Here is a 12,410-nt window from a genome sequence, read left to right on the forward strand (position 1 = left end):
GAAGAGAAACATAATATTCAAAAAGGGCTTTTTTAAGCCCTTTTTTTATGGCTTATTTTCAGCGTTCATAGTGATGACTAAAAGAGGAAGCTAATGAGGAGTTTCCTGGTGAAATGTGTTTTGGTTAATGACAGGTTTTTGGTTTAGGTTGTGAAGAAGAAGCCTTATCCCGATTTAATCATAGCACAAGTTTTTTGTGTCTAATATCTTCGGAATAATGCAGTCGTAAAACGCCTTTTTTGAGAGGTATAGATTAGATATTTTTTCCCGGCTGTAACCATGATCATGATTCTAAACTACCGACTATCGACTACTGACTATTGACTATCAAATGAATCCATCGAAAGCACAGGTTTTTGTGTCTAATTTCTTCGGAAAAATTCAGTCGTAAAACGCCATTTTTGAGAGGTATAGATTAGATATTTATTCCCGGCTGTAACCATGATCGTGACTCTAAACTACCGACTACCTACTACCAACCAATTTACCAGAAAGACATTCGGTCAGAATCCAGTTTCAGGAATATGAACAGGAGTATGGTAAAGCCCCACAATCCGGAGCCGCCGTAACTAAAGAACGGCAAGGGAATCCCCACGGTAGGGAAGATGCCAATTACCATCCCGATATTAACAAAAAAGTGTAAAAAGAGGATCCCGGCCACACTGTAGCCGTAAACCCTGTTAAACTGGGATTTTTGTCTTTCGGCCAGGTGAATTATCCGGAGGATCAAAAAGATAAAGAGAAAAATAACCACAGCACTTCCAACAAAGCCCCATTCTTCACCCACTGTACTAAAAATGTAATCGGTATGTTGTTCGGGAACAAAATTTCCTTTGGTCTGGGTACCTTCAGTCCATCCTTTTCCAAACCAGCTGCCGCTGCCAATAGCTATTTCACTTTGATTGGTGTTGTAGCCTATTCCGCGGTTATCTACTTCTTTTCCAAGAACGATGTTGAAACGGTCGCGATGACGTTGTTCAAATATGTTCTCAAAAATATAATCTACAGAAAAAGATAGCGCAATAGCAACAATAAGCAAGCTGAGAGAAGCCATTAAACCTGCTATCCTCTTTTTCTTTAAGAAAAACAGTAGCGCCACCAGGATCGTTGCACCAACAGAAACCCAAATAGGGCCAAATAACAGGGTGAAAACGAAAACCAGCACGCCAATGACCACAACTATTAGATATCCTCCCGAGAGCCCTTCTCTGTACAGCGGAAAGAAGAAAGCGGCATAGACCATGGCGCTTCCGGCATCGGGCTGCATTAAAATGATCACAGCCGGTAAGGCTATAATAATAAAGGCCTGGAATTGATGGGAAAGACTATGGATGTTAGTTTGAATGTCGCTTATGAACTTGGAAAGCGCCAGGGCTGTACCCACCTTTGCAAATTCAGCAGGCTGAAAGGTAAAACTTCCTATGGCATACCAGGAAGTGGCGCCATTAATAGTTTTTCCGAAGAAAAATAAACCTGTAATAGAAATCAGGGAGATGATATAGAATATACTGGAAAAGCGTTCATAAAACTTAGCTTCCAGGGAAAGAAGAATAACTATAAGAAAGACACTTAAAATGATAAACAACATTTGCTTACCGTAGATTTGATCAAGGTCAAAGAATGATCTTGCGGTGTCATCGAGAGATGCCGAGTATATATTTACCCAGCCAATGATTACCAGTAAAAAATAAACAAGTATAGAAAGCCAGTCAAACTGGGAAATAGTTTTAGGCATAGTTACTGGTTAATTCTAAAAGGTTCCCCGCTTAATGGTTTTGCATATTCCTCTTCCAGGCTGTGGGTAAGTATCCATTCTTCCATATCCTTTCGGGTAATCTCTCCTTTTATGTATTTTTCAATCATTAAGCCTGCAATACGACCTGCGTAGCGGCCTCCCCAATATCCGTTTTCCACAAAGATTGCCAAAGCTATCTTAGGGTTATCTACAGGAGCAAAGGCTACGAAAATGGAATGGTCTGTAAGTTGTACCCTTTTTCCGTCGATCCTGGTAAAATTCTCGGCAGTTCCGGTTTTCCCTGCAATCTCTATACCGGGGATTTGAAGCGCAGATGCCGTCCCCGACTTATATACCTGGTGCATTCCTTCTACCACAGGTTCAAAATGGCGGGGTTCAACGGTGGTAACTTTCTTTTCGGTAAACTCTTTTTCCTTGATGGGGTTTCCTTCAATTTCCTTTAAAACATGAGGAGTGTAGAACCATCCGCGATTTGCGATTGCAGCTGTCATATTTGCCAGCTGAATTGGGGTCATAAGAACCTCGCCCTGCCCTATGGCGTTAGAAAGTGTAGCTGTAGAAAACCATTTATAGGTGGGGTAATCATAGATCTTGTTGTAATATTTTGAAGTGGGGATCTTACCCGGCCTTCCGGTAGAAAGATCAGACCCAAGATAATCACCCAAACCAAAACTTTTCAGGTGATTTGCCCATGCATCTACGCCCTCTTGCGGAGTGGGGTATTTTTCAACGATCCTTCGGTAAACATTTGCGAAATAGGCATTACACGACTGAGCAATCCCGGGAATCATGTTCAAGGGGCTGGAATGGGCATGGCAACCCATTTTTCGGCCTCTACCATAGAAATATCCTCCATGGCATGAGAAACTTTCCTGGGTAGTTACAACGCCTTCCTGTAAGGCAATTAAAGCATTAATGGTCTTAAAAGGTGATCCGGGAGGATACTCGGCCAGTAGCCCTCTGTCAAATAAAGGTTTTGAAATGGAATCAAGCCAGAGCTTGGTAAAGTTTTCTGATCTTTTTCGCCCCACCAAATCGGCAGGATCATAATTTGGAGCTGTTACCAATGCCAGGATCTCGCCGGTTGCCGGTTCAATAGCAACAATACCGCCTCTCTTATTCTTCATGAGGAGCTCTCCGTATTTTTGCAGTTCGGCATCAATGGTAATGGTAATATCTTTTCCCTTTTTTGGAAGGGTGTCGTAGATCCCTTCTTTATAAGGCCCTATATCACGGTTAAACCTGTCCTTCTGAATATACTTGACTCCCTTTACACCGCGCAGGAGTTCTTCGTAATAGCCTTCTACTCCCTGGCGGCCAATAAGGTCTCCCGAGAGGTAATAAGGATTCTCATTTACTATACGCTGGTTAACTTCGGTTATATATCCCAACACATTTGCGCCATGTTGGGTATAATAATCACGCAGGGAACGTTTCTGAATGTAAAAGCCTTCGTATTTACGCATCTTTTCAGCAAGATAGGCGTATTCACTTTTGGTAAGCTGTGGGATTACTACCGATGGCAAGCGGGGGGAGTAAATCTTGGCTTTGTCAAGTCTCTCTACCAGTTGTTCTGTAGTAATACTTAGAATATTGCACAATTCGGTGGTATCAAAAGGCTTGAGGTTGCGTGGTATCACCATAACGTCATAAGACGGTTGGTTAGAGACCAGCAGCTCTCCATTGCGGTCAAAGATAAAACCGCGCTGCGGGTAATCGTAGACTACTTTTATAGCATTATTCTCTGAAAGCCCTACAAAAGAGTCGTCCATTACCTGCAGGTAGAAAAGCCGGGCCAGAAAAATAAGGCCGGAGGTTATGACTATTATGTAGAGTAAAATTTTTCTCATCTTGACCTTTTGTTAAATAAGGCAAGCGTTATAAACACCAAAATTATTGTAAACGCTGCCGAAAAAAATGTTTTTTTAAGAAGTAACAATAAGTGTGCAAAATTGAAAAATTCTAATAAAAACAATATCAGGTGATGTACAAATACAATAATTAAGACATAACTTATTCTTGAACCGGGCTGCGTACTTGAGAACTTGATAGTTTGATAATCATAGCTCACCCCAAAGGAGAAACGAAGAACTGCCGGACGAATGTATGCAGCTACTACACATGCCGCAGCATTTATACCACCGCTATCTTCAAAAATGTCAATTCCCCAACCCAGTAAAAAACTCAGAAAGATGAAGAGGGTTTGATTTGCATTAAAAGGGTAGAGCAGGATGAATACCACATACAGGTATGGGTTGATATAACCCAGAAAATTGATATTGTTCAACAATAACACCTGTAGCATTAGTAATACTATAAAACGAAGGGCATTATTGAATATCACACTATTCATCTTTAGAAAGATTTTGCAGTTCTCTTATTTCGGCCTGGCTGGTGTTTTCAATAATATAAACATACCCAATGTTGGTCATGTCATTAAACAATTCGATATCTATATTATAATAGCTCTCACTTTGATCGAGGGAAAAGTTTTTTACCGCCCCAATAGGTAAACCTTTTGGGAAAATGAGGGAGCGTCCTCCGGTGATTATAGTGTCTCCTTCGGCTATTGGGGCTACAGATGGCACATCTATAAGCTGTACAATATTGGGATTATCGCCGTTCCATACTAAAGTCCCAAAATGGTTGGAACGTTTGAGCTGAGCATTGATCCGGGAGTTTGAATTGAGTATGGAGATCACTGTGGAATAGTTTGGAGAAACATTCTCCACTATTCCCACAATCCCTTTACTGGTTACCACCCCCATGTCTCTCTCAATCCCATCCCGGCTTCCGCTTTTAATGGTAAGATAGTTATCTACCTTAGCGTAGTTGTTATTAATCACTTCTGAAGCTCTAAAAATATAATCGGCATCAAAGCTACTGGTATCCCGGTAGGTCTTGATTTCTAAGGAATCTTCATAAGTTGCCAGTCGGGTGCGCAATCGCTCATTTTCCTCTAGTAAACGCAAATTGTATTCTTCAAGGTAAAAAAAGCTGTTGATGTCGCTGGTCCAGCTATAGATGCCGCCACTCAAAAAATTAGCAGAACTAATTAATTTACTCTTTTGGTAGGAGTGGGACTGAATGGTTAAAAACAGGGAAAAAGTGAGCAGCAATAAGAATAGGATATTGTTCTTATTGCGAATAAGAAAATTAATTATTTGCTGCATAAATTACTCCTACTTTATCAGGATTCCCTTGTAACGATGAAGGGTCTTCAGGCAAATACCCGTTCCTCGAACAACTGCCCGTAAAGGATCTTCGGCGATATAAACCGGAAGATCGGTCTTTTGTGATAACCTTTTGTCCAGTCCGCGCAGCATTGATCCCCCACCGGCAAGATAGATCCCGGTGTTGTAAATGTCGGCTGCGAGTTCCGGCGGAGTTTGTGAAAGCGTCTCCATCACGGCATCCTCAATTCTCAATATCGACTTGTCCAGGGCTTTGGCAATTTCTCTGTAAGAGATATTCACCTGCTTTGGTTTTCCTGTTAAAAGATCCCTCCCCTGCACATTCATTTCATCTGGTGGTACCTCAAGATCTTCGGTAGCGGCACCAATCTGAATTTTTATTTTTTCAGCAGTACGCTCACCCACATAAAGGTTGTGCTGCGTACGCATGTAGTATACAATATCATTTGTGAAAACATCTCCCGCGATCTTGACCGATTTATCACACACAATTCCCCCAAGGGCGATAACCGCGATCTCGGTAGTACCACCACCTATATCAACAATCATATTTCCCTTTGGCTGCATGATGTCAACTCCAATACCTATAGCTGCAGCCATAGGTTCGTGTATCAGGTAAACCTCTTTCCCGTTCACTCTTTCTGCACTTTCTTTAACTGCGCGCATTTCCACCTCGGTAATACCGGAAGGGATACAAATCACCATCCTTAGAGCAGGAGTGAACATTTTCTTCTTAAGCGCAGGAATTTCTTTTATAAACATGGTAAGCATCTTTTCAGATGCATCAAAATCGGCAATTACCCCATCTTTTAAAGGGCGAATTGTCTTGATATTCTCATGCGTTTTCCCCTGCATCATGGCAGCTTCTTTTCCTACTGCTATGATTTTTCCGGTAGTGCGGTGACGGGCCACGATAGAAGGACTGTCAACCACCACCTTATCGTTATGTATAATAAGGGTGTTTGCAGTTCCTAAATCTATAGCAATTTCTTCAGTGAGAAAATCGAAAAATCCCATGTTAAGTCAATTAGTTGAGGTTCGGTAAATGTAATAAAATTAATGTTTAAAATGTCTTGTTCCGGTCATTACCATAGCGAGATTATTATCGTTGCAATAATCTATACTTAGCTGGTCCTTAATGGATCCGCCGGGCTGGATAACAGCAGTGATTCCCGCTTTATCTGCAATTTCCACACAGTCTGGGAAAGGGAAAAAAGCATCACTGGCCAATACTGCGCCTTTTAAGTCAAATTCAAAAGAATTCGCTTTTTCAATGCTCTGTCTCAATGCATCTACCCGTGATGTTTGTCCTGTACCGCTGGCCAGTAACTGGTTGTTTTTTACCAGAACAATAGTATTTGATTTTGTGTGCTTGCAAATTTTGGAAGCAAACAACAGGTCATTTAACTCCTGCTGTGACGGTTTATTGTTGGTAGCATAAGTTAAATCTTCTGTAGTATCTGTTTTGGAGTCTTTATCCTGAACAAGAATACCGTTCAAACAGGTGCGTACCTGCTTTTGCGGCAGTTCGGTTTCTTTCTGTACAAGCAAGACCCTGTTTTTCTTCCCTTTTAAAACTTCCAGGGCTTCTTCGGAATAGCCCGGGGCAATGACCACTTCACAAAACAGCTCATGTATCTCTTCGGCAGTAGCCTTGTCTATTTCTTTGTTCGCAATAAGAATTCCTCCAAAAGCCGAAACAGGATCTCCTGCCAAAGCATCTTTGTAAGCCTGAAGCAGGGTTTCCCGCTGCGCCAGTCCGCAGGCGTTATTGTGCTTTAAAATGGCAAAAGTTGGGGCTTCATTTTGAAACTCGTTCATCAGGTTTACAGCCGCATCTACGTCCAGTAGATTGTTGTACGACAACTCCTTGCCGTGCAGCTTATCAAACATGGCCGAAAAGTCACCGTAAAAATGCCCTTTTTGATGGGGATTCTCCCCGTATCTCAACTCCAGCCCGCCGTTGAAGCTCTCCTTGTAAGATTGCTCTTCGTTATTCAGGTAATTGAAGATCGCAGTGTCGTAATGAGAAGACACGTTAAATGCCTTTGCGGCAAATCTTTTGCGGTCATTCAGGCTTGTCTGGCCTTTTCCTTCAGAAATAATTTCTAAAAATTCGGCGTAATTGTCTACTGAAGGTACACAAATTACATCTTTATAATTCTTTGCAGCTGCCCTGATTAAAGAAATGCCGCCAATATCAATTTTTTCAATGATCTCTTCTTCCGAAGCATTTGAAGCAACCGTTTTTTCAAACGGGTAAAGATCAACAATTACAATATCGATCTGTGGGATTTCATACTGCTCCAGTTCGGCTTTATCCTGCTCGTTTTCACTGCGGTTAAGAATCCCGCCAAATACCTTGGGGTGCAGAGTTTTTACACGTCCTCCAAGAATGGAAGGGTAGGATGTTATATCCTCTACCGGTACTACATTTATTCCCAGGTCTGTAATAAATTTTTCAGTTCCTCCTGTAGAGTAAATAGTGATACCCAGCTCGTTAAGCTTTTTAACAACAGGTTCAAGTCCTTCTTTACTGAAGACAGAAATAAGTGCAGATTTAGCCGATTTTAGGTCGCTCATTGTGTTGGTTTTGTTGAGGTTGCAAAAGTAATTATTTCAGTATAAAATAAAGAGGCTGCCGCTCTTATTTAAATAATTATTTTGTAACGAATATTTAAACCCGGCGTCTTATGATGTGCAGGTTTATAATAATACAGGAAAAGTACCATGTTAATATATCTAAGGGTTCTTAAAGAGAGTTTTTTTTTCGCCATTAACGCTCTTAAAAACAACAAGCTGCGAACCATGTTATCCCTTTTGGGGGTAACTATTGGAATTTTTTCCATCATAGCCGTACTTGCGGCAGTAGATTCTCTGGAGAAGGAGATCAAGGGTAGCCTTAGCGCGTTAGATAACCGCACCATGATACTTACCCGCTTTTCTTTTGGCTCTAATGAGGTGCCACAGTGGAAGAGAGAACAGTTTCCCGATGTTAGTTATGAAGAGTACGAATATTTGAGCCGTAGTGTGCCCGAAGTTTCTGCTATGTCTTACGTGCTTAACGTTCCTCCCGAAAATATTAAGTACAGCGACAAAACTGCCTCAGATGTTGGGATAGCTGCTGTCTCTGCTGAATATTACGACATTGAAGCCCTGCAAATTGAAGAAGGCCGCTTCTTTAATATGGCCGAATCTGTAAGTGGTACTCCTGTAGTTGTTCTCGGTCACGATGTGTATGAAAATCTCTTTGGAAGTCGAAACGCCCTGGGCGAACAGGTGAGGCTTTATGGCAGAAAATTTTCGGTGATAGGGGTATTGGAAAAAAAGGGGGCAAGCCTGTTTGGAGGTAGTCATGACACCAATGTTTTTGTGCCGGTGAATGTGGTAAGAAGGATCTACGGCGGAAGCAATCGCGGTACCTTTCCGCAAATTGTGATTAAACCCGAACCCGATGCCGACACTAATGAACTCATAGCATACATTTCTCAACAACTCCGCAACTTTAGAGGCTTAAGGCGCGACGATATCAACAACTTCTTCGTGAATCAGCTGGAAGGCTTCACCGATCTCATTGATAATATGACCGGGCAACTCAATTTCTTCGGACTCATCATTAGCGGTTTCTCACTTCTGGTAGGGGGCTTTGGTATTGCAAACATCATGTTTGTAAGTGTAAAAGAACGCACCAACCTCATCGGGATCCAAAAATCGTTGGGGGCCAAGAATAAATTCATCCTTTTCCAGTTCTTGTTTGAAGCGGTAATTTTAGCGGTAATTGGTGGGCTTATCGGGTTGTTCCTCGTGTGGCTTGCATCTCTCATAGTTTCGCAATTTACCGGCAGCTTTGAATTCATACTTTCTACCTGGAATATGTTTATAGGTACGGCGGTATCGGCAGTAATTGGGCTTATCTCGGGAATTGTTCCTGCAATTTCAGCCTCAAAATTAGACCCTGTAGAAGCTATTAGAACGGGAATGTAAATCCGAATGTACTTTGTATAGCATAATGCTTTTTTATGTATATTTTATTTGTCAATCAATCATTTAAAACAATCATTTACATGAAAAAATTATTTACAGTACTGGCTTTGGTTTGTTCCCTCTTTGCGGCAGCTCAGGATTTTGACAGGCAAAAAATGGACAGCCTTTTTACCGTTGTTGAAAAAAACGACAGGGGAATGGGCAGCTTTGCAATTTACAAACAGGGGGAGCCTGTCTACACGAATACTATTGGCTATAGTGATATATCAAAAGGAACTAAAGCCAATGCACTTACAAAATACCGTATAGGATCAATTTCAAAGACTTTTACGGCAGCTATGATCCTGCAACTGGTTGAAGAAGGAAAACTTTCACTGGATACCCAACTCTCAAAATTTTATCCCGGAATTCCCAATGCCAAAAGCATCACTATAGAAGACCTTTTAAGGCACCAAAGCGGGCTTTTCAACTTCACCAATGAAGATGCTTATCTCGATTATATGGAGCAGCCAAAGTCGAAAGAGGGACTTCTTGCAATATTCAAAGCCCAGGAGCCGGTTTTTGCGCCCGGCGAGAAAAACGATTATTCCAATACAAATTACGTGTTGCTTTCTTTTATTCTTGAAGATTTAGACGGAAAGAGTTACGCCGAAATCCTGAAAAATCGAATTGCCCAACCGCTCAACCTCGAAAATACCTACTACGGAAGAAAAATTGATTCCGGTAATGCTGAAGCTTATTCCTATCAGAAAAAGAAAGACTGGCAACCTGCTACAGAAACCGATCTTAGTATCCCGCTGGGAGCCGGGGGCATAGTTTCAACTCCAACAGATCTCAATTTGTTCTTCACTGCTCTCTTCGACGGAAAAGTTCTAAAATCTGACACTTTTGAAAAGATGAAAACACTCAAAAATGGCTTCGGAATGGGCCTTTTTAGCTTTCCTTTTAATGAGAAGACTTTTTATGGGCATACCGGCGGCATAGATGGGTTCAATTCTATGAGTATGTATTATCCTGAAGGAGATCTCGCTGTTTCTTATATTTCAAATGGAACCGTCCTGTCTCCAAACGATATAATGATTGGAGCACTCAGTATTTACTGGGACCTTGATTATACCTTACCTTCTTTTGAGCCTGCTATCGAGGTTTCACAAGAAAAGCTTGAGCAATATACCGGCACCTATGGGAGTGAAACCTTTCCGCTGGAAGTAAAGATCTTCATTGAAGATGAAACCCTTATGGGGCAGGCTACCGGGCAACCTTCTTTTCCGCTTGAGGCTTACGACGAAAATAAGTTTCAGTTCACCCGCGCCGGACTCAAACTGGAATTTAATCCTGAAGCCAATAAGTTGACGCTACTTCAGGGAAGGGGAGCTTACGAACTAACACGAAAGTAAAGGTCTATTGCGATACAAAAACGGGGTGCCAAAAATGACATTTTTGGCACCCCGTTTTTATATGTTCTGGCCTGGCATCGGGGAATTGATGACAGCCTGTAGTACATTCAGAATTCTAGATGATCTCGGCCACCTTTTCGTTCACAAACTCGAGGAAGCGCTCATCTTCTTCAGTAAATGGATCGGGAATATTGGAATCTATGTCGATTTGCCCAATATTTTCTCCATTCTTGAACAAGGGCACAACTATTTCGGCTTTTACATGTATGCTGCAGGCAATATAATTGTCCTGAGCAGATACATCGGGCACCACAAAATTTTTGTTGGAAACGGCGACCTGTCCGCAGATGCCTTTTCCGAAGGGAATAATCGTATGATCTGTAGGTTCTCCTGCAAAAGGCCCTAATTTTAATTCATTTTTGTCCCCGTTCTTGAAATAGAAGCCTACCCAAGTGTAATAATCTACTTCGGCTTTTAAAAGTTCGCACACTTTAGAGAGCCGCTCTTCAACCTGAACTTTATCATTCGCAAGGATTTCAGTAACCTCTTGTTTTAATCTTTCTAATGCCATTGTTTACTTTTTAAGCAAAAGTATTTAAAAAAACAGCTTTTTAAATAGGTATAAATAAATACTTTTGATGAAACCATTGGCTAAATTTTGCGACAACTCCTTCAAAGATACGCGCCGGTAATCCGGTTCATTTTTACCTTTTTAGGCGTTTACCTGCTGTTGGCCCTGCTGTACAACCTCTACCTGCAAAATTTTTATTCCCCTGCCTATTACCCCGATTTTCTTACACATCTGGTGGCGCTGCAAAGCGAGGCCGTGGTCTCTGCCCTGGGGTACCACGCACAGGTGGCGCCGGGTTATCCCGAAACCAACATGCACCTTTTTGTAAATGGCAAGTTTGTGGCCCGTATTATTGAAGGCTGTAATGCCGCAAGTATTATTATCCTTTTTGTCTCCTTTATGTTCGCATTTTCGGGAAAATTAAAGACCACGTTTTTCTTTACCCTAGGGGGTGCGGTGGTTATTTATGTAACAAATATCCTGAGAATCGCTCTAATGGCTGTGGGGATCTATGAATATCCATGGCATGCCCGTTTTCTGCACTCAGTTGCTTTTCCGCTGGTGATCTATGGAGTGGTTTTTCTCCTGTGGGTGCTTTGGATCATTATTTACACTAAAGAAATTAAGGATGAAAGGAGTCTTTAAAATTGTAATAATTCTGGGCCTGGTAGGAGTGCTGGCGATGATAAGGATATACGAGTACCGGTTTTTTTACGATCCTTTTATGTATTTCTTTGAAAGGGCTTACCAAAGCGGGGAAACTGTAAATTATACTTTTGAGATGTTTTCTAATCTCTTTTTGCGCTTTGTACTTAATACGCTGGTCTCGTTGTTAATTCTATGGGTGGCCTTCAGGAGTTGGGGGATCATAAAATTTTCAGCTCTTATTTATGCAGCTTTTTTAACTGTGCTTTTCCCTGTATTTATGTACCTCATGGAAAACGTGGAACCCGGGCAATACCTGGCTGCTTTTTACGTGCGTAGATTCCTGGCCCACCCGCTGTTAATCCTTATCCTGTTGCCCGCCTTCTACTACTATAGGTTGAGCAGGAACATCACAGATGAAGAAAGAATTTCATAATATAATTTTTACTAAATTTGCATCTTGATGAAGCAGATTTTCCACAATACAACCTCGTTTGCAATGGCATTTTTAGTGCTGTTCTCTACCGTGTCTTTTACGGTGGACAAGCATTTTTGTGGAGAAATCTTGGTAGATCAGGCTGTTTTTTCTGAAGCAAAAACCTGCGGAATGCATGGAGATATGCCTACTTCTGCTGAAGATGATTGCTGCGATGAACAAAAGGTTGTAGTTGAAGGACAGAAGGAACTGAAGATCTCTTTTGATGATCTTGACCTGGACCAACAGGTTTTTCTGGCTACTTTCACCTGGTCTTATGCAAATCTTTTTGAAGGAGAAGCTCAGGCCGAAACTCCTTTCTTTCACTACAAACCGCCTTTACTCGTCTACGACATACATTTGCACAACGAGACTTTCCTTATTTGAT

At 41.5% G+C, this 12,410-nt stretch carries 12 protein-coding genes; 5 read left to right on the top strand and 7 right to left on the bottom strand.

What is annotated here, in order from left to right; genetic code table 11:
• Nucleotides 1–484 precede the first annotated feature (484 nt).
• Genes rodA through purH form a run of 6 tightly spaced genes read right to left on the bottom strand, consistent with a single transcriptional unit; the run spans nucleotide 485 to nucleotide 7,533 of the window.
• Nucleotides 485–1,735, bottom strand: coding sequence for a rod shape-determining protein RodA (rodA, locus tag V5739_RS10320; protein WP_266069343.1), 1,251 nt, complete (start codon nucleotides 1,733–1,735; stop codon nucleotides 485–487).
• A 2-nt stretch (nucleotides 1,736–1,737) separates the two neighbouring features.
• On the bottom strand, nucleotides 1,738–3,606 hold the full coding sequence (gene mrdA, locus V5739_RS10325; protein ID WP_423818108.1) for a penicillin-binding protein 2: 1,869 nt from the start codon (nucleotides 3,604–3,606) through the stop codon (nucleotides 1,738–1,740).
• Nucleotides 3,603–4,109 (bottom strand): rod shape-determining protein MreD, encoded by a 507-nt coding sequence (locus tag V5739_RS10330; RefSeq protein WP_423818109.1) that lies wholly within the window; start codon nucleotides 4,107–4,109, stop codon nucleotides 3,603–3,605. The genes mrdA and V5739_RS10330 overlap by 4 nt, the downstream gene beginning before the upstream one ends.
• Nucleotides 4,102–4,929 carry a rod shape-determining protein MreC gene (gene mreC / locus V5739_RS10335; RefSeq protein WP_423818110.1) on the bottom strand — a complete coding sequence of 276 codons (828 nt, stop codon included), beginning with the start codon at nucleotides 4,927–4,929 and terminating at the stop codon, nucleotides 4,102–4,104. Before mreC ends, V5739_RS10330 begins: the two co-directional genes overlap by 8 nt.
• Nucleotides 4,930–4,938: 9 nt before the next feature.
• A complete protein-coding gene (locus V5739_RS10340; protein WP_097055686.1) occupies nucleotides 4,939–5,967 on the bottom strand; it encodes a rod shape-determining protein in 1,029 nt (342 codons plus the stop codon).
• 39 nt (nucleotides 5,968–6,006) lie between these two features.
• Nucleotides 6,007–7,533, bottom strand: a complete 1,527-nt coding sequence (gene purH / locus V5739_RS10345; protein ID WP_423818111.1) for a bifunctional phosphoribosylaminoimidazolecarboxamide formyltransferase/IMP cyclohydrolase — start codon at nucleotides 7,531–7,533, stop codon at nucleotides 6,007–6,009.
• A gap of 147 nt (nucleotides 7,534–7,680) precedes the next feature.
• On the opposite strand from purH, the gene V5739_RS10350 reads away from it, so the two are divergent.
• Complete coding sequence (locus V5739_RS10350; protein ID WP_266069338.1) at nucleotides 7,681–8,934, top strand: ABC transporter permease; 1,254 nt, start codon at nucleotides 7,681–7,683, stop codon at nucleotides 8,932–8,934.
• 80 nt (nucleotides 8,935–9,014) lie between these two features.
• Nucleotides 9,015–10,331 carry a serine hydrolase domain-containing protein gene (locus tag V5739_RS10355; protein ID WP_423818112.1) on the top strand — a complete coding sequence of 439 codons (1,317 nt, stop codon included), beginning with the start codon at nucleotides 9,015–9,017 and terminating at the stop codon, nucleotides 10,329–10,331.
• Between the two features lie 115 nt (nucleotides 10,332–10,446).
• On the opposite strand, the gene V5739_RS10360 is transcribed toward V5739_RS10355, so the two are convergent.
• Nucleotides 10,447–10,902, bottom strand: coding sequence for a GAF domain-containing protein (locus tag V5739_RS10360; RefSeq protein ID WP_423818113.1), 456 nt, complete (start codon nucleotides 10,900–10,902; stop codon nucleotides 10,447–10,449).
• Nucleotides 10,903–10,989: 87 nt separating this feature from the next.
• On the opposite strand from V5739_RS10360, the gene xrtF reads away from it, so the two are divergent.
• Genes xrtF through V5739_RS10375 form a run of 3 tightly spaced genes read left to right on the top strand, consistent with a single transcriptional unit; the run spans nucleotide 10,990 to nucleotide 12,409 of the window.
• Nucleotides 10,990–11,547, top strand: a complete 558-nt coding sequence (gene xrtF, locus V5739_RS10365) for an exosortase family protein XrtF (protein ID WP_423818114.1) — start codon at nucleotides 10,990–10,992, stop codon at nucleotides 11,545–11,547.
• Nucleotides 11,531–11,983 (top strand): exosortase F system-associated membrane protein, encoded by a 453-nt coding sequence (locus V5739_RS10370; protein ID WP_423818115.1) that lies wholly within the window; start codon nucleotides 11,531–11,533, stop codon nucleotides 11,981–11,983. The genes xrtF and V5739_RS10370 overlap by 17 nt, the downstream gene beginning before the upstream one ends.
• Before the next feature lie 27 nt (nucleotides 11,984–12,010).
• On the top strand, nucleotides 12,011–12,409 hold the full coding sequence (locus V5739_RS10375) for an HYC_CC_PP family protein (RefSeq protein ID WP_423818116.1): 399 nt from the start codon (nucleotides 12,011–12,013) through the stop codon (nucleotides 12,407–12,409).
• Nucleotide 12,410: the final 1 nt, after the last annotated feature.

The sequence above is a fragment of the Salinimicrobium sp. TIG7-5_MAKvit genome (genome assembly GCF_049569215.1).
GTDB classification, from domain to species: Bacteria; Bacteroidota; Bacteroidia; order Flavobacteriales; family Flavobacteriaceae; genus Salinimicrobium; species Salinimicrobium profundisediminis.

Excerpts from the sequence above, each read along its gene's own strand:
- V5739_RS10360 (WP_423818113.1), bottom strand. The coding sequence starts at position 10,902 with ATGGCATTAGAAAGATTAAAACAAGAGGTTACTGAAATCCTTGCGAAT.
- mrdA (WP_423818108.1), bottom strand. The coding sequence starts at position 3,606 with ATGAGAAAAATTTTACTCTACATAATAGTCATAACCTCCGGCCTTATT.
- V5739_RS10370 (WP_423818115.1), top strand. The coding sequence starts at position 11,531 with ATGAAAGGAGTCTTTAAAATTGTAATAATTCTGGGCCTGGTAGGAGTG.
- V5739_RS10340 (WP_097055686.1), bottom strand. The coding sequence starts at position 5,967 with ATGGGATTTTTCGATTTTCTCACTGAAGAAATTGCTATAGATTTAGGA.
- V5739_RS10375 (WP_423818116.1), top strand. The coding sequence starts at position 12,011 with ATGAAGCAGATTTTCCACAATACAACCTCGTTTGCAATGGCATTTTTA.
- V5739_RS10350 (WP_266069338.1), top strand. The coding sequence starts at position 7,681 with ATGTTAATATATCTAAGGGTTCTTAAAGAGAGTTTTTTTTTCGCCATT.
- V5739_RS10330 (WP_423818109.1), bottom strand. The coding sequence starts at position 4,109 with ATGAATAGTGTGATATTCAATAATGCCCTTCGTTTTATAGTATTACTA.
- rodA (WP_266069343.1), bottom strand. The coding sequence starts at position 1,735 with ATGCCTAAAACTATTTCCCAGTTTGACTGGCTTTCTATACTTGTTTAT.
- mreC (WP_423818110.1), bottom strand. The coding sequence starts at position 4,929 with ATGCAGCAAATAATTAATTTTCTTATTCGCAATAAGAACAATATCCTA.
- V5739_RS10355 (WP_423818112.1), top strand. The coding sequence starts at position 9,015 with ATGAAAAAATTATTTACAGTACTGGCTTTGGTTTGTTCCCTCTTTGCG.
- purH (WP_423818111.1), bottom strand. The coding sequence starts at position 7,533 with ATGAGCGACCTAAAATCGGCTAAATCTGCACTTATTTCTGTCTTCAGT.